The organism is Actinomyces sp. zg-332, assembly GCF_011751945.2.
GTDB lineage: Bacteria > Actinomycetota > Actinomycetes > Actinomycetales > Actinomycetaceae > ZJ293.
Genome location: NZ_CP064951.1, coordinates 482,070 through 501,255 on the forward strand (window position 1 = coordinate 482,070; position 19,186 = coordinate 501,255).

Here is a 19,186-nt window from a genome sequence, read left to right on the forward strand (position 1 = left end):
TTTTGTGTAAACTCGTGAATTGTTAGATATTTGTGTCAAGAAATAAAATCAGTAACTTGTAATAAAGTAAATGGGCTTTACTTCAAAATGCTGAAATAAAACCCACTTTATAAGATAAGTTAAAGAACGAACTTGCTAGAATGGAAAATAAACGATATGTAAGTATAATTCCTTAGTGCTACAAAGCAGCTGCTAGTGCAAGCTCTAAAGTTGTTTGGAATTTTGTTTCACGTTCTTCAGAACTCATATCGTTACTGTGGTCTAGTAAGTGGTCAGACACTGTTAATATCGCTAATGCCTCTTTTTTGTATTTTGCTGCAATAGCATATAACGCTGCAGATTCCATTTCCACACCTAGAACGTTGAAATCTTTGAGGGTATCAAGTAAACCGGGAGCTGCGTAGTAAAAGTTATCTTTCGAAATTATTGTACCTGTGTGTACCTTTGAATCTGTTAGCTCTAAACTCTTGTTATAAGCTTTATAAGTTAGAGGGAATGAAGCTACACTCGAATAATGGAAACCTTGTGTTTGCCGGTCAATTATAGCTGATTCGCTGTGTGCCCCAGTTGCGATTATTGTATCCCCGACTTTTACATCTAGACTAATTCCTCCACAAGTTCCAACCCTAATTATTCTTTCGACTCCATACTCTTGAAAGAGCTCAGTGGCATATATGCTGATTGAAGGTTGTCCCATGCCTGAGCCCATTACAGAAAGTCGAGTTCCGTTATATGTGCCTGTGTATCCAAGCATGCCTCTTACATCTGTTACTAGTTTTGCGTCAGGCATTAGCTGTTCAGCTATGCGTTTAGCTCGTAAAGGATCTCCAGGCATAAGTACAGTTGCTGCAAAATCATTTTCATTTGCGTTAATGTGTGGGGTAGGCATACAGCTCCTTATTAAGAAATATTAAAATATCGTAAAGTTTAACTAAATTTTACATTCTTTTGTAGAATAAAAAGTTACATAACTATTATTTTACTTTAAAATTATAAAAACTTGTATCATTATATGGTTTGCGCTTTTTATTTTGAGACATTTAGTGTATCGTTTACCTACATTCCAGAATTATATTAAAATTTAAGGAAAGAAAATGAGTAAAATCCAGAAAGGAAAGGAAACCAAAGGCCGTGAAGAATGGTCTAGTCAACTAGGTTTCTTGATGGCTGCAATTGGTTCAGCCATAGGTTTGGGAAATATATGGCGTTTCCCTGCAGTTGCGTACGAAAACGGTGGTGGAGCATTTTTGGTTCCATACTTGATTGCTTTGTTCACAGCTGGTATTCCTGCACTCCTCTTGGATTACTCTATTGGACACAGATTCCGCGGTAGCCCTCCTTTAAGCTTTAGACGCTTGCATAAAAAAGCTGAAGTTATCGGCTGGTGGCAAGTATTAATTAGTTTTATTATCATGGTTTACTATGCTGTAATTATTGCTTGGGCTTTACAATATATGGTTTACTCAGTAAATCAGGCTTGGGGACACGATTCAGCAAAATTCTTCAACGAATCCTTTTTGCAACTATCTGAACCAGGAACTGTGTCAGCAATGCCGGTATGGAGTATTTTTATAGCCCTTGTGCTTGTATGGGTAAGTGTGCTGGTAATTATTGGTAATGGTATTCAAAAAGGATTGGAACGTGCTAATAAGTTCTTCTTGCCTTTGCTAGTGGTTTTGTTCGCTGCAATGGTTATACGCGCTATTACATTGCCAGGCGCTTTTGAAGGTTTAAATGTATTCTTTACCCCTGATTGGTCAAAACTATATGATGGAAAAGTTTGGATTGCTGCTTATTCACAGATTTTCTATTCATTGTCAATCTGCTTCGGTATTATGATTACTTATTCTTCATATTTGGGACGTAGATCTAACTTGAGTGGTTCTGGATACGTTGCAGCTTTTGCTAACTCTTCATTCGAACTTTTAGCTGGTATTGGTGTTTTTGCTGCACTAGGTTTTATGGCTGTTCAACAAGGTGTTACAGTAGATAAATTGGAAGGTATTTCTGGTATTGGCTTATCATTTGTTACTTTCCCTAAGATTATTTCTATGATGCCTGGTGGATCTTACTTCGGTGTTCTATTCTTTGCTTCTCTTGTTCTAGCTGGAGTAACATCGTTGATTTCGCTAGTTCAAGTGGTTGCTTCTGCATTTGAAGATAAGGTCGGCTGGAGTGCTTATAAGGCTTCTTTGATAATCGGTACGGTAGCAATGGTAATTTCTCTTGCTCTGTTCTCAACACATTCTGGTCTATTTGCTTTAGATGTGATAGACGCTTATATCAATGAGATTGGTATTGTTTCTAGCGCTATTATAATGTGTGTATTTGTTACAGTTGGTGTTGGAAAGTTGCCAGAATTACGTAAACATCTAAACTCTGTATCTTCAATCCCAACTGGTAAGTGGTGGGAAGTAATGGTTGGTTTCTTACTACCTGCTCTATTATCTTCAATGTTTATCACAGGCCTAGTCAGATTTATATCACAAGGACACGGAGGATACCCAACTTGGTATGTATTGGTATTTGGTTGGGGAGCAATTGCTGTGGGTCTTGTTTCAGCAATTGTTATGACTATTGTTCCTTGGAAAAAAGATGAGAATTTTATCCCAATTGAACTAGAAGATTAACTGAAAACTTTATAATTGGAAGGAATGGAAATGAGTATTTCCGCGATAACTATGTTGATAGTTTCATGTGCTTTAGTTTGGGGAGGATTAGTTGTATCTGTAATCGTCATGAATAAGCTAAAAGCTCCATGGCAACTTAAAGATATTGATAGTTCTCAAACTGAAGAATCACTGTAACTTATTGTAAAAACTGGGTGTGGGATTGTTACTCGCACCCAGTCTTTCATTTAAGTAGTATTTGTGTGTATTAAGTTTTTTGAATATTGTTTGTGTGGAGTTTCTTATTCAACTTATAAGAGTGTTTTTATATGACAATTATTTAATCGTAATCATTTTAGAAATAACTAAAATTTTCACTGTATTCTGTGGTGGATAGATATTTGTTTAAGTAATATAGTTATTTACAAGTTGTGTATATAAATATTTCAAGATGTAGTTATAAGTCGTATAATGATAGTATATTAAACTTGTTGTATTTGAAATTAAATTCATCTACAGAAAATAGGAGAAACTAAGTGCGAGTATATATTCCAGCTACTTTTGAAGACATTCAATCTCCTGTTTTACAAGTGTCAACAGGTGTTGCTGTAACTAGTGCTTTTTGTGAGCAATTTCTGGAAGAAAATGACTTAGAGTTTTTAGAAGATTGTGCCTTTACTCAAGCTTCATTTCTTAGTTTTATGAAGTTGCAAAGTAATAATGTTTCTATAAAAGCAAGATTTGTTATTTCCGCTGATATTTCAGATGAAGACTGTTTAGAAGATAGTAATTTTCCAGGTAAAGTTAGTATAGAAAAACCTATTTCTTGGGATAATATTGCGTGTATTCATGCTGAAGATATAGAAGAAATTTTTAATATCATTAAACTTTTATCAAAGGGTGAAGAAGAGGTAGAATCTGAGATAGATACTATTCCTTTGTTATGGTTCGATAAAAGTGAAAGACCTATTCTAATAGACATGTTTAAAGGCTTGTAAATAAAATAATAAGTTTATCTTCCAAGGTTTTAAATTTTAAGATAACTGTTTAAAATTTATTGTTTACCTTGTGTTTTTCTAAAAGTAATTACAAGTAATAAATGTTGATTTACCTTTGTTACAAAGTTAGTAAAGGTTTCCATTTTGTATTAAAACTATCTGTAAAGCTACAGCCAAAGCTAGCAGAAACTGGTGTAGAAGAATATCTTCTACCTTCAGCAGCTTTGATTCTAGTTTTAGGTTTAGCTATGAAAATTACTAGAAAAGAAAAGTAATTTATTTTCTAGCTTTTTATAAAATAGGGGAGAGATAATACTCTCTCCTATTTTTATTAATACTATTTGAAATGTGAGCTACATTAATAACTGAGCAACGATTTTTTTACAATTTGTTATAGCTATAATTTCTATCGTGGTGAAATATATTTATATTTAGCTAAAACAATAAAGTATTAATACAATAAAATGTCTAAGTTTTATAAATTCTTACAAAGTTATGTAAAAGAAAACTTATCTGAATCAAATTAGTGTAAAACAAAACGCGAAAGTCGTACTAAGTGTGTAAAACACTTTGTAGCTAGTATGGTAAAACAAATATCTGAAATATAACTTCATGGCTTTATGGTTAGAAAATTACTGAAAATAATACTAGGTTTTATTACAAGGGTAAAAGTAATTATCTGTAAAGTGTTAACTATAACTTCATAATATATAAGAAATATGATTTCTAAAAAGAATAAAGCTATATGAAAACAAGGGTTTATAAGCACTAAAGTATCTGGAAAATAAGGCTTTATAAGCACTAAAACTGTAGTATGTTAAAAGCAGTTTTACAAACAGTAAAACTATATAAAAATACGTGAGTGGAAGATACGAACCACTCACGCATTTAAAATCTTCTAGAGAGCGTTTATTTGCTTTGCTAGCTTTGACTTACGCTGTGCAGCTTGGTTTGCATGGATAATGCCCTTTGAAACAGCTTTATCTAGTTTGCGACCAGCAATACGTAGAGCTGCTTCTGCTGCTTCTTTATCATTAGCTGCAATAGCTTCACGTGTGCGACGTACGTAAGTTTTTAGTTCTGAACGAACCGCTTGGTTACGAATACGACGCTTTTCGTTTGTACGAATACGCTTCATTTGAGACTTAATATTTGCCACTTTAGACACTTTCTACTAAAAATAATAAGGTCGTAGAGGGCTGGTCATGACCGGGACTGGAGCGTGGGGATGCTCTGCGATGGTCATGACAAAAGATTTAAGTATAAAATACAAAAATCCAATCAAACTCTATCATAAAGAATTCTATAAAGATATAAAAAATAATGTAGAATACTAAAAGATAGTTTTTAAAATACAAACAAGTGAAGGTAACAGTGGCTCCTATTCCAACACCTGAAGAATCATTAGATATTCAACCATCAGGTACAGATCCGAGTTTAATAAGAAACTTTTCAGTAATTGCACACATTGACCATGGTAAGTCAACGCTTGCTGACCGTATGCTACAAGCAACTGGTGTGGTAGAGCAAAGAGTTATGCGTGACCAATATCTGGATCGTATGGATATTGAACGTGAACGTGGTATTACAATAAAATCTCAAGCAGTTCGTATGCCTTGGCGAGTAAATGATGTTTCTTATGCTTTAAATATGATTGACACTCCTGGACACGTGGACTTTTCATACGAAGTGTCAAGGTCATTGGCTGCTTGTGAAGGAGCTTTGCTACTAGTAGATGCAGCTCAGGGTATAGAAGCTCAAACCCTAGCTAATTTATATATGGCTCTGGAAAATAATCTAACTATTATTCCTGTTCTAAATAAAATCGATTTACCAGCAGCTCAACCAGAAAAATATGCTGAAGAATTAGCTAATTTAATCGGTTGTCAGCCAGAAGAATGTCTGCAGGTATCTGGTAAAACAGGGCAAGGAGTTGAGGCTCTGCTTGATAAGATAGTAGAAGTCATTCCTCCACCAGTTGGTGTTGCCAACGCCCCATGTAGAGCCATGATTTTTGACTCAGTATATGACACATATAGAGGTGTGGTTACTTACGTTAGAGTAGTGGACGGACAATTGAATCCACGTGAACGTATTAAAATGATGTCTACAGGTGTAACTCATGACTTGTTGGAAATAGGTGTGATTTCTCCAGAGCCAAAACCATGTGCAGGACTTGGTGTTGGTGAAGTAGGGTATTTAATTACTGGTGTGAAAGATGTTCGTCAATCTAAAGTTGGTGACACAATAACAGGAGTAAATGAACCAGCAACAGATCCTTTGGATGGCTATCAAGACCCTAAACCAATGGTTTATTCAGGTTTATATCCTATAGATGGCTCAGATTACCCAGCTTTGCGTGATGCTTTGGATAAGTTAAAACTAAATGACGCAGCCCTAACTTTCGAACCAGAAACTTCAGTTGCTCTAGGCTTTGGTTTTAGATGTGGTTTCTTAGGGCTTTTGCACTTAGAGATTGTTCGTGAACGTTTGGAAAGAGAATTCAACCTAGATTTGATTTCTACAGCCCCTAGCGTAATATACGACGTAACTTTGGAAGATAACTCTAAAGTTATAGTAACTAACCCTTCAGAGTTTCCTACAGGGCTGAAGATAAAGTCTGTTGAAGAACCAGTCGTGCGTTCAACTATACTTACACCTAGCGAGTATATTGGTGCAATTATGGAATTGTGCCAAAGCAGACGTGGAGTAATGCACTCTATGGATTACTTGAGTGAAGATCGTGTAGAAATGCATTATACTTTGCCTTTGGCTGAAATTGTGTTTGATTTCTTTGATCATTTGAAATCTCGTACAAAGGGATACGCTTCACTAGACTATGAACCAGAAGGCAAATCAGAAGCTGACTTGGTAAAAGTAGATATTCTTTTGCACGGCGAACAAGTAGACGCTTTCTCTTCAATTGTACATAAAGAAAAAGCTTATTCTTACGGTTTGATGATGACTCAAAAACTCAAAGAGTTAATACCACGTCAACAGTTTGAAGTACCAATTCAAGCTGCTGTAGGTTCACGTATTATTGCTCGTGAAACCATTAGAGCTTTGAGAAAAGATATGTTAGCTAAGTGTTACGGTGGTGACATTACTCGTAAACGCAAACTTTTGGAAAAGCAAAAAGAAGGTAAGAAGCGCATGAAAGCTATTGGTAAGGTAGATGTGCCTCAGGAAGCCTTTATTGCTGCACTTACAACTGATTCTTCAAGTAAGGATAAAAAGAAATAAAAATGGACGATAAATCTGATCTGCAAAGTAACGTTTTAGATGAAATGGGCTTAGCTCAACGAGAGTTTTTTTCACGTACACGTTCTTTTACTAGACGTGGCGATAGAATATCAGAATCTTTGCAAAATACATGGGATAAGTACCATAAAGACTACATAATTGAAGTTCAAAGAGGCTTTGGTGAAACAACTGTAGCTGAAGATTTTGAAATAGATTTAGATGAAGTCTTCGGTCGTAAAGCACCACTAGTAATAGAAATTGGGTGTGGTGCTGGTGACCAGATTGTAAACTTCGCTAAGAATCATCCAGAATACAATTGTTTGGGATTTGAAGTATGGTACCCGGGGCTGGTTAAAACAATTTCCAGTGCTGTAAAAGAAGATGTTAAAAACCTAAAGCTTATCGAAGTTGATGCTGTTCAAGCTTTGCCGATTATAGTTCCAAATAATAGTTGTGCTGAGGTTTGGACATTTTTCCCAGACCCTTGGAGGAAAAAACGCCATCACAAACGTCGCATAGTGCAACCTTTATTTTCAGAAATTGTAGCTAATGTTTTAATGGAAAATGGTGTTTGGAGACTAGCTACTGACTGGAATGACTATGCATGGCATATACGTGACGTTCTAGAAAGCTCTGATAGGTTTGTCAATTTACACAAGGGTGAGAATCCTGATCTGCTAGACGAAGAACCAACTCGTGGTGGTTTTGCTCCAAGATGGTCTGAGCGAGTTATGACTCGTTTTGAGCAACGAGGAATAGACGCTGGTAGATCTGTACATGATTTTACTTTCAAAAAGAATGGCTAGGCTTTGTCATCTGCTACAGAAAAACTACTAAAGCTTGACGATATTTCCTCAAAACGACCTAGACATGAGGTCACCTTAGAGAACTTATCTTCTGACCTGAGTCCTAGTCTGTTTGCTAAGAGGAAATTCAGTGCATATATACATATTCCTTTTTGTAAGCATAGATGTGGATACTGTGACTTTAACACCTATACGAATACTAATTTTGGTGTAGGTGCAAGCGTTGGAGACTATGTTGATTCTTTGTGCTTAGAATATGACTTTGCTGTCGAAAATCTTGAAAACTCTGGTGTGGAAGTCGATGAGATTGATACTGTTTTCTTTGGAGGAGGCACACCGACTTTTTTGGAGGCAAGTGAGCTTTCTAGAGCATTAGAAGAGTTATCTAAACGTATACCTTTATCCAAAAACGTTGAAGTAACAACTGAGGTTAATCCTGAAACTGTTGACGAAAACTATATTAGCCATCTAGCTGAAAACGGTTTTACCCGTTTGTCTTTCGGAGCACAATCAGGTGTTGATAAAGTTTTGAAAATTTTAGATAGGCAACATGACAAGGAAAAAATAGCTCCTTTAATTCAATGTGCTAAAGATAAAGGATTGCAAACTTCTGTTGATTTAATTTATGCCACTCCAGGTGAAAGTGTTTTAGATTGGGAAGAATCAATAAATTATGCGCTAAAGCTAGATACAGATCATATATCTGCGTATGCCCTTTTGATTCATGAAGGTACGAAGCTAGGGCAAGATTTAAAGCGAGGAAAAATTCCTGCTGTTGATAGTGACGATGAAGCCGTAAAATATGAGATTATTGACAATATTTTGGCAGAAAATGGATACAGATGGTATGAAATATCTAACTGGGCTAAAAATGATAAAGTTTGTAGGCATAATTTAGCTTATTGGAATAGTCATAATTGGTGGGGCTTTGGGTGTGGGGCACATTCTTATGTAAATGCTACCAGGTGGTCTAATCTAAAACACCCTAGAGTTTATGCTAATCGTTTAGCTAATAACCAAAGCCCTGTGTATTCTAAAGAAATATTGACTGAAGATACTATATATGAAGAAAAACTAATGCTTGAAATTAGGCTTAGAGAAGGAATCGATTTAGAAAACAGTTGCTTTTATTTTGCTGATGAACAAATAGAGGCTCTTAAATCAGCGCAATACATTTTAGAAGAAGAATATGCTAAAGGAAAGCTTGTTCTATCGCTAAAAGGTAGGCTTATGGCAGATACAGTTACACAAATTCTATGGGATAGTTTTTCAATAAGGAATATTTGATTATTTAAGCTAAGTGAGAAATGTCTTTTACTTGATAATAAATAGATTATAAAATTCTATTTAAGCATATTAGCACTCGCTATTATTGACTGCTAACAAGGTGGTATAGTTTATCTTATAAATTAAACGAGGAGGTGACATGTCATATAACCGAAGAATGGAAGTACTACACGCAATTGTTAGTGATTATGTAAAAACACGTGAACCAGTAGCTTCTAAAACTTTAGTGGAAAGGTATAAGTTTGGAGTTTCACCAGCCACTATACGAAATGACATGGTTATCCTTGAAGAGCAAGGTTTAATTCATCAACCACATACATCTGCAGGACGTGTCCCAACTGATGCAGGATATAGAGTTTTTGTTGACCAAATCGCTGAGATAAAGCCACTTTCCTCAGTTCAAAGAAATGCTATATCCACATTTTTATCTGATGCAACAGATATCCAAGATGTAGTTGAAAGATCAGTAAAACTACTGGCTCAGCTCACTAACCAAGTTGCAGTAGTTCAATATCCATCTATACGTAAAGTTAATTTAAAACATATAGAAATGTTACTTTTGAGCCCTAATAAAATAATGTTCATTTTTATTACGACCAATGGTTATGTAAGCAGGCGTGTTATTGAAACAACAATGCCAGTTAAACAAGAGGCTTTAGATAGTTTGAAACTAAAGTTAAATATTGCTTGTACAGGAGTTGAATCTTCGCAAATAATAATATCTTTAGAGGACTTAAACCGAACTCTTCATCCCAATGAACAGCACATAGTTCAAGGTTTGAAACAAATAATACTAGACATTTTAACTATCGATTCTGAAGAAAAATTAGTAACAGCTGGTTCTTCGAATTTAGTAAAAGTTGATGACGACTTTAATAATTCAATCGTACCAGTTTTAGATGCTCTAGAAGAACAAGTAGTCTTGTTACGCTTATTTTCTCAAATGAATAACGATAAAAAAGTTGAGGTTTCCATTGGTGTAGAAAACCAATGTGAAGATTTACTTGAAACTTCAGTTGTTGCAGGAGCCTATGGTACGACTGAAGCCAAAGCACATATAAGCATTATTGGTCCTAAACGAATGGACTACGCAAAAAATATGGCTGCTGTAGAAACTGTATGTAAGCATTTGTCTGAGCATTTATCACAGAATGGATAGAAAGTAATGGATTATTATGAAGTATTAGGTGTGAGTAAAGACGCTACTCAAGATGAAATCAAGAAAGCTTACAGAAAAAAAGCTAGAACTTTACACCCAGATGTTGCTGGTCCAGATAAAGAAGAAGAGTTTAAAAACGTTACAGTAGCATACGAAACACTTTCTAATCCACAAAAAAAGCGTGCTTATGATATGGGTGGACAGTCTCCTTTTGGAAGTACTACAGGATTTGGTGGAACATCATTTGAGTTTGGTGATATATTTGATACATTTTTCTCGGGAAGATCACAATCTGGTCCATATCCAAGGGCTCAAAAAGGACAAGATAGACTTATTTCGATTAGCTTAGACTTATCAGAAATAGCCTTCGGAACTGAAAGAGAAATAGAGTTTGACACCTATGAAAAATGTGAAGACTGCGATGGACAAGGTACTAATGAGCCTTTGACTGTTTGTTCCGTATGTAATGGGCAAGGAACAGTTCAAAAAGTAGTACAGTCTCTACTTGGACAAATGGTTACTAACTCTGCTTGTTCAGCTTGTGATGGGCACGGAACAATAATTTCTAGTCCATGTAATACTTGTAACGGAAACAGTCGCGTGAGGAAAAATAAAAAGATTAAAGTTGCTATTCCTGCTGGTGTAGAACAAGGTAACAGAATACGTGTATCAGGAGTGGGTGAAGCCGGTTTATTTTCTGGTCCAAACGGCGATATTTACGTAGAAATTAAGCAGAAACACCACTCTATGCTGGTACGTGAAGGCAATGATTTACACACTAAGTTACGTATTCCATTAACAGCTGCAGTTCTTGGTACAAAGTTTGATATTGAAACTTTAGATGGAATGCAGACAGTGAACATTCAGCCTGGAACACAGTCAGGTGAAACAGTAAAACTTGCAGATAAGGGCATAGGATACTTAAATAGATCAGGCCGTGGCGATTTATATGTTCATGTTGACATTGAAATTCCTAAGAGCATATCTGATGAAGAGAAAGAATTATTTGAAAAAATAGCTAATATAAGAAATGAAGAAGTTGTTGAACCTGAAATAGATAAGAATGAACAAGGATTCTTTTCTAAGCTTTGGGAGAAATTAGATTTATAATGACTTACCCAGTTTTTATACAGCCTGATAGAGATTTAGATATCTTAAATGTAGGTGAAAAAGTTAGTATTTCTGGTACAGAAGCTCATCATGCAATTGCAGTTATGCGCCTTAAAAATGGTGATATAACTGATATTGTGGATGGAAGAGGTACACGTTTGCGTTCACGTATTGTACATAGTGACAAAACACAATTTACCGCTGAAATTATAGAAAAAATAACTGATGAGCCTAAGCGTATACAACTGCATTTAGTACAAGCTTTAGCTAAAGGATCAAGAGACGAACAAGCAGTGGAATCTTGTGTAGAATTAGGGGTAAAAAGCATTACTCCTTGGAAAGCTGAAAGATGTGTCAGCGTTTGGGTAGGTAATAAGGTACAAAAATCTATAGCTAAGTGGCAGAGCCTAGTTTTTGCAGCAACTAAACAATCTCGCCAGTCTTACTTACCAGCAGTAAATGACTTATGTGACAGTAAAAAACTATCTACTTTTATTGAAGAAAAACAAAGTGATAAAGTGGGATTTTTTGTTTTGCATGAGTCTGCTGACAACTATTTATCAGATTTACCTCAAAAGTTATTTGATACTTATGAGGAAATTTATATTATAGTTGGGCCAGAGGGCGGAATAACTGAAAATGAATTAGAAATGTTCACCCAGAAAGGTGCAATAAAGGTGCGTTTATCTGATAGTGTTTTACGCACATCTAATGCTGGAAATGTTGCTATAGCAATGATAGGTGCTAAAGCTAATCTTTGGACTGATAAATCTTGAAATTTTACTAAATATTTATTTTATGTTTGTATATAAAGATAATTTTGAGTTTTTGCTTGAAATATGTTGATACTGCGTATAAATGATAAGAAAATATGAGATAAAGATATAAAACACTTAGGAGAAAACGTGACTATTGAAGTATGTAATGAAACTACTTACAAAGTAGATGAAAAAGAATTTGCTGATATTGCACGCTTTGTATTAGATAAAATGCACGTAAATCCTAAAGCTGAACTATCTATTATATTCATTGATGAAAAAGCTATTGAGAAGTTACATATTGATTGGTTAGGTCTTGAAGGTCCAACCGATGTTATGTCTTTCCCAATGGATGAACTGCGTCCCGGAACTGCTGACAATCCTAGCGAAGAAGGGATTTTAGGGGATATAGTTATCTGTCCAACTGTTGCAGCAGCTCAGGCTAGTAAAGCTGGACACTCAGCAGTAGAAGAAATGCTTTTATTAACTACTCATGGAATACTGCACTTGCTTGGATATGACCATGTAGAAAAAGAAGAAGAAAAAGTTATGTTTGACTTACAGCGTAACTTACTGCTCACATTTTTAGCTTCTAAAGAAAATAATACTTTATAAAATGCTAGTATCATTTAGGTAAATTTGCCATGGATTATATTTGGTTTTTGATTCTAGGTTTAGTCTTAGGAATATTTTCAAGTATCGTTTTGACTGGTGAAAACGCTGTTGAGCGACTAAGTCGTGCTAGCATCGATGAAACAAAATATGGCAAGAAAGATAAAGAAAAACTTTATTGGCTTGTAGATAATGTAATGCAGTCTATTTTGTCTTTAAAAGTCTTTTTTGTGCAGATTTTTGGCTCTGCTGTAATATTTTTTACTGTATTCTCTTTCACATATTTTACTGAAAAATGGGTGGCTATTGTTTTTTGCTTAATTTTTACACTTATTTTTTCTTCAATTTTTATAGGTATACTACCTGTGGTTGTAGGTAAAACTTATGCCGTTAAAGTTGCTTATATTTTGAGAAATTTATTGTATGGAGTTAGCCGTATAAATAATCGTCTAAATAGGGTAATCGTTGACCATAAACAAGAAAATATATCTGAGTTTGAGATTCGCACTAATGTTGCACGCGATTTACGTGAAGTTGTTGATGGTGCAGATAGCATTGAGACTTTCGAAGACGAAGATAGAGAAATAATAGAGTCGGTCTTTGAACTTGGCGATACTATTGTGCGTGAAGTAATGGTCCCTCGTATTGATATGATTACCGTTTCACCTAATGAAACTATTAATACAACTTTGACTTTATTTGTAAAATCAGGTTATTCGCGTATACCAGTTGTGGGTAAAAATATAGATGATGTTTATGGGGTTGTATATCTGAAAGATATTTTGCATAGATTACATTATCATCCTGATGATAAGAACGAGCTAATAAATACTGTCATGAGACCGGCACATTTTGTGCCTGAGACAATATATTCTGATAACTTACTCAGAAAAATGCAAGAAGAGCTTTTTCATATAGCTATTGTAGTTGATGAATATGGTGGTACTGCTGGGCTAGTTACTATTGAGGACTTACTTGAAGTTTTAGTTGGTGACTTATTTGATGAACATGATAAAAAGATTCAAGAGCCTGAAGAAATTTCACCAGGTATTTGGAAAGTTCCAGCGCGTTTTCCTATCAATGAGCTAGATGAATTATTGGATGTCGAAATTGAAGATGAAGATGTGGATACCGTAAATGGCTTATTAGCGAAAGCTATAGGTAAAGTTCCTTTGCCTGGCACAAGCGGTAAAATTTATGGGTTGAATTTGATAGCACAAGAAGCGATTGGTCGTAGAAAACAAATAGGAGCAATAGTTATATCTAAAAACGATGAATTTGAGGAATAATTTACTTGCTGTGGTGATATGAAAAAGTAACTTATAATTTATACTAAAAGAATAAGAAAATCTGTAATAATTTGAAATCTAAGACCTTTAATAAGGTATTATTTGTAGTAGAAATAAATTTTTGGCGACAGGGGAATAGCAATGGATTTTCCATCAGATAAAGACCTTATGAACGGTCCTAATGCACTGGATGGATTTGTATCCAAGTTTAAGGTTGATTATCCTGATGATTATCGTTCAGGATTTGCTTGTTTAATAGGGCGTCCTAATGCTGGTAAATCAACTTTGACTAATGCTTTAGTGGGCGAGAAAGTTGCGATTACTTCTATGCGTCCTCAGACAACTCGTCATACTATTAGAGCTATTGTCCATAGGCAAGAGGGACAAATAGTGCTTGTGGATACGCCCGGTTTACACCGTCCACGCACTTTGCTGGGGAAACGTTTGAATGAACTAGTACGTGAAACTTTATCAGATGTTGATGTTATTTTATTTTGTCTGCCTGCTGATCAAAAAGTTGGTCCTGGAGATAAGTTTATTGCAGCTCAGTTGTCCTCAATTAAAACTCCTGTTATAGCTGTTGCTACTAAGACTGATTTGGTTGACCACGAAAGACTTGTAGAACATTTATTAGATATCTCAACTTTGCATAATTTTTCTGACATTATTCCTGTTAGTGCACTAAAGAATAAGCAAGTTGACGACCTTATAGATCTTGTTATTTCTAAGCTACAGGTTTCTCCTCCTTTATATCCTGAGGGTGAGCTTACTGATGAACCAGATGATGTTATGATTGCAGAGTTAATCAGAGAGGCGGCCCTAGAGGGAGTAAGGGATGAGCTTCCACACTCCTTAGCAGTAGTTGTTGAAGAAATGATTACTCGTAAGAATAAAAATAAAGAAGAAATAGTTAATATTTATGTAAATCTTTATGTTGAAAGAGATTCACAAAAAGCAATTATCATAGGAAAAAATGGTTGTCGTTTGAAAGAAGTAGGAAGTAGAGCCAGAAAAGGCATTGAAAACTTATTAGGCAAAAAGATTTATTTAGATTTGCATGTGAAAACAGCCAAAGACTGGCAACGAGATCCTAAACAGCTACAAAAATTAGGGTTTTAGTATTGCCTAATTCTAGAGTAGGTATGGTATGGAAATTTTAGATACTGTTTTTAAACATCGTTCTATTAGAGATTTTAAAGATGAAACACTGAGCGAGGAAACGCTTGAGACTCTTTATAAATCAGCCATTGCAGTATCTACCTCAACTAGTAGCCAAGCTTGTTCTATAATTCATGTAAGTGACCCTAATATAAAGAACGAAGTTTCAAAAGTTTCACGTCAAGAATTTATAGCTAAGGCACCTCATCTTTTCATATTTGCTGTAGATAATTACAGGAACAAAAGCATTGCTGAAGAATCTGGGGTAAAGCAAACTTATGCTAGTAGCATGGATCTTTTCTTCCAAGGATTTAGCGACGCTTGTATTATGGCTCAGACTATGGCTTTAGTGGCGCAAAGCATGGGATTGGGTATCTGTTTGCTTGGAAGTATCTTGAATAATCCTGAGCGCATATGTGAGCTTTTAAAAATGCCTCAGCTTACTTTTCCAGCTATAGGACTTGTAGTAGGTAAGCCTAGTGACAAAGTTATTTATCAGAAACCGCGTCTAGACTTTTCAATGCGTGTATTCGAAAATGAGTACAAAGTTTACGATGATTATTTGTCAGAAATAGCTGAATATAATGACGAGATTGCTCAATATTTCATCAAGCGTAACGATGCAAGTTCTGGTAGCCAATATCGTAACGATTTTGTAAAAGTAGTTATTTCTCGTTTGAAAAAAGATTACCCTTCACGTAGGAAAATACTAGAGTTTGCTCGTAAACAAGGCTTTGAAGTTGAACTGTAGTTGTAAGTAAGTGGAATTAGCGAAGGAGTATGCATTGAAAATTTATCGTAGTGAAGCGATAGTGTTGCGTACTCGTAAGCTTGGGGAATCAGACAAAATCATTACTATCTTTACTAAAGAATATGGGATAAGAAATGCTGTGGCTAAGGGAGTGCGTAAAACTACCTCGAAAATAGGGGCTAGGGTTGAGCCGTTTAACTGTATAGATGTACAGATTTATGAGGGGCGTAGCTTAGATAATATTACTCAAGTCGAGATTATAGATGCTTTTTCAAAGAATATTTCTAAGAGTTTTGAGTCTTTTACTACAGCTAATCTGATAAGTGAGCTTTGTGAGAAGCTGATAGAGGAAAAAGAGCAAGCTTTAAGTTTATATTCTTTGTTAAAAGGTGCTTTGTATGCTTTGTCTTATAAAGACTATGTTCCTGTGATGGTCGCAAATTCTTTTTGTTTTAGGGCCTTAGCTATTAGTGGGTGGGCTCCTAGTTGCTATAAGTGTGCAGTTTGCTCTAAAGATGGATTGCATGAATATTTTAACGTCCATTCTGGTGGAGCTATGTGCTTTGAATGCCGTGAGCAAGGGTGTGTAAAAGTTGATGTATATACTATGAAAGTGCTTAGTGATTTACTAGTGGGTAACTGGAACAATCTTTATAATGTGCCTGGTGAAGTAATAGATGAAGTTACTGATATTGTTAACTCTTATACACAATGGCATTTAGAAAGACGTTTAAAATCAGTGCAATTTCAAGGAATGCGTTAGATATATAAAGAATACTTTATGCTAAAATTGGTATAAATGTGTGGCTCTGTATGTAAATATTGTTCATATCTACTATTTGGGAAACTGAAATTTATTTTGTATTTATAAGTCATTTTTTTTATTTTGTTCAAGTACGTGATTTTGGGTGTGAAAAGTTGATTTATTGCTATAAATAGTTAGAATAAATGGGTGTGAAGAAATAATATTCTTGAAATAGTGGAATTATTTTTCAATGTTTGTTATACTTCATTAGTTGAATAATGCATTTTGTATTATCTGAGTATCACATTGTGATAGTGTAATTTGTTAGTAGGTTTAGATAGGAGCGGTAGGGCAAATGGCAGTTCCAAAGCGCAAGATGTCCCGCAGTAACACTCGCTCTCGCCGGTCCCAGTGGAAGGCTGAAGTTCCTCAGCTCGACACAGTTAAAGTCGGTGGACGCGAGGTTTCAATTCCACGTCGTTTAGTTCGTGCTGTAAAAGAAGGACTAATCAAGGACTAATTGTAAACTTTCTAAAGCTCCCTTCTTGGGGGCTTTATTTACTTAAAGTTTTGTTAGTTTTTAAGAATATACGCATTAGATTTATTCTTGGAAATATTGGATACTGAAAATGAAAGTATTAGATGCTTTAGCGTTTAATGTTTTTCAGGTTTAATAAGGTGGTAGTTACTTTATAAATTTTCTAAATAATATAATGCTAGTGTTATTAAATAAGTAGTTATGTGTTAAATTTTACAATTGTATAAATATGTATAAGGTTATGCATGAATCAATATATAACTTATTTCCATTCATGATATCATTATGTTTTACGCAAGACATCTAATAAGCATTTAATTAATATTAAGGTTTACAAATCTTTTAAAGGTAGAAGTATTGGTATTTACCGATAAGAGATGAATTAGAAAGTCGTTGCAATGTTTCAACAAAATTACTGATAATAAAATAGGAAGCGAAATGACACCTGAACAGTTATCTGCGTTTTTGAAAACAATTATTGAAGAGATTGTAAGTCTAGGACAAACTAATTTACAAGAAAGCGACATACCTGAGACTGTAAAAATTGAACGTCCTCGTCAAAGACAACATGGTGACTGGGCTACAAACATTGCTATGCAATTAGGTAAAAAAGCTGGTTTTGTTCCTCGTGATTTTGCTCAGGTTATTGCTGATAAATTATTTGAAAATGCTCATATTGAGAAAGTTGAAATTGCCGGACCTGGATTCTTAAATATTACTTTGGTGGCTGGTGCTGCTGGATCAGTGGTTGATGAGATTCTTAGCAATGGGGAAAATTACGGTAAAAATAACTTTTTTGCTGGTAAAAATATAAACCTTGAGTTTGTTTCAGCTAATCCAACTGGACCTATTCACCTTGGTGGTGCTAGGTGGGCTGCTGTGGGCGACACTTTGGCTCGTTTGCTAGAGTTTAGCGGTGGTAACATTGTTCGTGAGTATTATTTTAATGACCATGGTGCACAAATTGACCGCTTTGCTAAATCTTTGATAGCTAGTGCTAAGGGACTTGAAGCTCCTGAAGATGGTTATGGTGGACAGTATATTCATGACATTGCCCAGCAAATTAAAATTGACTATCAGCGTGATTTAGGTACATCAGTTTTAGATATTACTGATGATGAAGAATTACTTGAAGTTTTCCGTTCGCGTGGCGTTACTTTGATGTTTGATGAAATTAAAAAATCTTTGCATGATTTCGGTGTAGATTTTGACGTATACTTCCATGAAGATAGTTTACATGAGAGCGGACGCGTAGATAAAGCTGTTGAAATTTTGCGTTCTCAAGGCGTTATAAAAGATGAAGATGGTGCTATTTGGGTTGAAACTACAAAATTTGGAGATGATAAAGACCGCGTTATTATTAAGTCTGACGGTAATGCTGCATATTTTGCTGGAGATATTGCTTATTACTTGGATAAGAAAGAACGTGGTACGGATAAAGCCATTATTTTGCTAGGTGCTGATCACCATGGATATGTCGGTCGTATGATGGCTATGTGTGCAGCTTATGGCGATACTCCACACGAAAACCTAGAGATTATCATTGGACAGATGGTTAACCTTTACTCAGGTGGACAACCTGTTCGTATGTCTAAGCGTGCAGGTACTATTGTGACTTTGGAAGATTTAGTTGAAGCAGTGGGAGTGGATGCTGCTCGTTATTCACTAGCGCGTTCTTCAATGGATAGTGAAATTGATATTGATTTAGATTTGTTGACCAGTCATAGCAATGAAAACCCTGTGTATTACTTACAATATGCTCATGCACGTACTTGTAGTGTTAAGAAAAAAGCTTTGGAATACGGTATTGGACTGGAAGAAAGCTTTGATGCTTCTTGCCTAAGTTCCGAGTCTGATTTAGAACTTTTGGCTACTTTATCTCAGTTCCCTCAAATAGTATTACAGTCTGCGCAGATGTTAGAGCAACACCGTATTGTTCGTTACTTGGAGAGTTTGGCTGCTGCTTATCATACCTGGTATGCTAAATGCCGTGTCACACCTAAAGAAGGTGAGACTAAAGGTCCTGAACATGTAGCACGTCTATATTTGAACGAAGCTACTTCACAGGTTTTGAAGAATGGGTTGTCAATCGTTGGTGTTAGCGCACCTGAAAAAATGTAACT

The 19,186-nt window shown here is 35.4% G+C and carries 19 protein-coding genes; 17 read left to right on the forward strand and 2 right to left on the reverse strand.

The genetic code is table 11. The features are described from left to right. Positions 1-178 precede the first annotated feature (178 nt). Entirely contained in the window at positions 179-889 is a 711-nt protein-coding gene (gene deoD / locus HCQ94_RS01845) for a purine-nucleoside phosphorylase (protein WP_166981354.1), read from the reverse strand. Between the two features lie 205 nt (positions 890-1,094). Here deoD and HCQ94_RS01850 point away from each other — a divergent pair, with 205 nt between their 5' ends. From HCQ94_RS01850 to HCQ94_RS01865, 4 genes are all read left to right on the forward strand, one after another. Next, positions 1,095-2,630 (forward strand): sodium-dependent transporter, encoded by a 1,536-nt coding sequence (locus HCQ94_RS01850; RefSeq protein WP_166977125.1) that lies wholly within the window; start codon positions 1,095-1,097, stop codon positions 2,628-2,630. Between the two features lie 30 nt (positions 2,631-2,660). Then, entirely contained in the window at positions 2,661-2,807 is a 147-nt protein-coding gene (locus HCQ94_RS01855; RefSeq protein WP_166977127.1) for a MetS family NSS transporter small subunit, read from the forward strand. A 338-nt stretch (positions 2,808-3,145) separates the two neighbouring features. After that, positions 3,146-3,607: a DUF6912 family protein gene (locus HCQ94_RS01860; protein WP_166981357.1), complete on the forward strand. Its 462-nt coding sequence runs from the start codon at positions 3,146-3,148 to the stop codon at positions 3,605-3,607. A 101-nt stretch (positions 3,608-3,708) separates the two neighbouring features. After that, positions 3,709-3,882, forward strand: coding sequence for a hypothetical protein (locus tag HCQ94_RS01865; protein WP_166981360.1), 174 nt, complete (start codon positions 3,709-3,711; stop codon positions 3,880-3,882). Between the two features lie 623 nt (positions 3,883-4,505). On the opposite strand, the gene rpsT is transcribed toward HCQ94_RS01865, so the two are convergent. Further along, the gene (rpsT, locus tag HCQ94_RS01870; RefSeq protein ID WP_166977133.1) at positions 4,506-4,766 is read right to left on the reverse strand and encodes a 30S ribosomal protein S20; all 261 of its coding nucleotides are present in this window, start codon (positions 4,764-4,766) and stop codon (positions 4,506-4,508) included. Between the two features lie 215 nt (positions 4,767-4,981). On the opposite strand from rpsT, the gene lepA reads away from it, so the two are divergent. The 13 genes from lepA to argS all read left to right on the forward strand — a co-directional run bounded on the left by lepA (position 4,982) and on the right by argS (position 19,184). Then, entirely contained in the window at positions 4,982-6,850 is a 1,869-nt protein-coding gene (gene lepA, locus HCQ94_RS01875; RefSeq protein WP_166977981.1) for a translation elongation factor 4, read from the forward strand. Between the two features lie 2 nt (positions 6,851-6,852). Then, the gene (trmB, locus tag HCQ94_RS01880) at positions 6,853-7,656 is read left to right on the forward strand and encodes a tRNA (guanosine(46)-N7)-methyltransferase TrmB (RefSeq protein WP_232525741.1); all 804 of its coding nucleotides are present in this window, start codon (positions 6,853-6,855) and stop codon (positions 7,654-7,656) included. A 3-nt stretch (positions 7,657-7,659) separates the two neighbouring features. Beyond that, complete coding sequence (hemW, locus tag HCQ94_RS01885) at positions 7,660-8,943, forward strand: radical SAM family heme chaperone HemW (protein WP_166981363.1); 1,284 nt, start codon at positions 7,660-7,662, stop codon at positions 8,941-8,943. Between the two features lie 139 nt (positions 8,944-9,082). Continuing rightward, the gene (hrcA, locus tag HCQ94_RS01890; RefSeq protein ID WP_166977137.1) at positions 9,083-10,102 is read left to right on the forward strand and encodes a heat-inducible transcriptional repressor HrcA; all 1,020 of its coding nucleotides are present in this window, start codon (positions 9,083-9,085) and stop codon (positions 10,100-10,102) included. Positions 10,103-10,108: 6 nt separating this feature from the next. Next, entirely contained in the window at positions 10,109-11,212 is a 1,104-nt protein-coding gene (gene dnaJ / locus HCQ94_RS01895; RefSeq protein ID WP_166981366.1) for a molecular chaperone DnaJ, read from the forward strand. Continuing rightward, on the forward strand, positions 11,212-11,988 hold the full coding sequence (locus tag HCQ94_RS01900) for a 16S rRNA (uracil(1498)-N(3))-methyltransferase (protein ID WP_166977139.1): 777 nt from the start codon (positions 11,212-11,214) through the stop codon (positions 11,986-11,988). Before dnaJ ends, HCQ94_RS01900 begins: the two co-directional genes overlap by 1 nt. 129 nt (positions 11,989-12,117) lie before the next feature. Next, positions 12,118-12,585 carry an rRNA maturation RNase YbeY gene (gene ybeY / locus HCQ94_RS01905; protein WP_166981369.1) on the forward strand — a complete coding sequence of 156 codons (468 nt, stop codon included), beginning with the start codon at positions 12,118-12,120 and terminating at the stop codon, positions 12,583-12,585. 29 nt (positions 12,586-12,614) lie between these two features. Then, positions 12,615-13,871 (forward strand): hemolysin family protein, encoded by a 1,257-nt coding sequence (locus HCQ94_RS01910; protein ID WP_166981372.1) that lies wholly within the window; start codon positions 12,615-12,617, stop codon positions 13,869-13,871. A gap of 141 nt (positions 13,872-14,012) precedes the next feature. Then, positions 14,013-14,990: a GTPase Era gene (gene era / locus HCQ94_RS01915; RefSeq protein ID WP_166977145.1), complete on the forward strand. Its 978-nt coding sequence runs from the start codon at positions 14,013-14,015 to the stop codon at positions 14,988-14,990. A 28-nt stretch (positions 14,991-15,018) separates the two neighbouring features. Then, on the forward strand, positions 15,019-15,780 hold the full coding sequence (locus HCQ94_RS01920) for a nitroreductase family protein (protein ID WP_166981375.1): 762 nt from the start codon (positions 15,019-15,021) through the stop codon (positions 15,778-15,780). 34 nt (positions 15,781-15,814) lie between these two features. After that, entirely contained in the window at positions 15,815-16,543 is a 729-nt protein-coding gene (gene recO / locus HCQ94_RS01925) for a DNA repair protein RecO (protein WP_166981378.1), read from the forward strand. Positions 16,544-16,880: 337 nt separating this feature from the next. After that, positions 16,881-17,045 carry a 50S ribosomal protein L32 gene (gene rpmF, locus HCQ94_RS01930; RefSeq protein ID WP_166977151.1) on the forward strand — a complete coding sequence of 55 codons (165 nt, stop codon included), beginning with the start codon at positions 16,881-16,883 and terminating at the stop codon, positions 17,043-17,045. Positions 17,046-17,501: 456 nt separating this feature from the next. Continuing rightward, positions 17,502-19,184 (forward strand): arginine--tRNA ligase, encoded by a 1,683-nt coding sequence (argS, locus tag HCQ94_RS01935; protein WP_166981381.1) that lies wholly within the window; start codon positions 17,502-17,504, stop codon positions 19,182-19,184. Positions 19,185-19,186: the final 2 nt, after the last annotated feature.

Excerpts from the sequence above, each read along its gene's own strand:
- deoD (WP_166981354.1), bottom strand. The coding sequence starts at position 889 with ATGCCTACCCCACACATTAACGCAAATGAAAATGATTTTGCAGCAACT.
- HCQ94_RS01850 (WP_166977125.1), top strand. The coding sequence starts at position 1,095 with ATGAGTAAAATCCAGAAAGGAAAGGAAACCAAAGGCCGTGAAGAATGG.
- HCQ94_RS01855 (WP_166977127.1), top strand. The coding sequence starts at position 2,661 with ATGAGTATTTCCGCGATAACTATGTTGATAGTTTCATGTGCTTTAGTT.
- HCQ94_RS01865 (WP_166981360.1), top strand. The coding sequence starts at position 3,709 with ATGTTGATTTACCTTTGTTACAAAGTTAGTAAAGGTTTCCATTTTGTA.
- trmB (WP_232525741.1), top strand. The coding sequence starts at position 6,853 with ATGGACGATAAATCTGATCTGCAAAGTAACGTTTTAGATGAAATGGGC.
- hrcA (WP_166977137.1), top strand. The coding sequence starts at position 9,083 with ATGTCATATAACCGAAGAATGGAAGTACTACACGCAATTGTTAGTGAT.
- dnaJ (WP_166981366.1), top strand. The coding sequence starts at position 10,109 with ATGGATTATTATGAAGTATTAGGTGTGAGTAAAGACGCTACTCAAGAT.
- HCQ94_RS01900 (WP_166977139.1), top strand. The coding sequence starts at position 11,212 with ATGACTTACCCAGTTTTTATACAGCCTGATAGAGATTTAGATATCTTA.
- HCQ94_RS01910 (WP_166981372.1), top strand. The coding sequence starts at position 12,615 with ATGGATTATATTTGGTTTTTGATTCTAGGTTTAGTCTTAGGAATATTT.
- era (WP_166977145.1), top strand. The coding sequence starts at position 14,013 with ATGGATTTTCCATCAGATAAAGACCTTATGAACGGTCCTAATGCACTG.
- HCQ94_RS01920 (WP_166981375.1), top strand. The coding sequence starts at position 15,019 with ATGGAAATTTTAGATACTGTTTTTAAACATCGTTCTATTAGAGATTTT.
- rpmF (WP_166977151.1), top strand. The coding sequence starts at position 16,881 with ATGGCAGTTCCAAAGCGCAAGATGTCCCGCAGTAACACTCGCTCTCGC.
- argS (WP_166981381.1), top strand. The coding sequence starts at position 17,502 with ATGACACCTGAACAGTTATCTGCGTTTTTGAAAACAATTATTGAAGAG.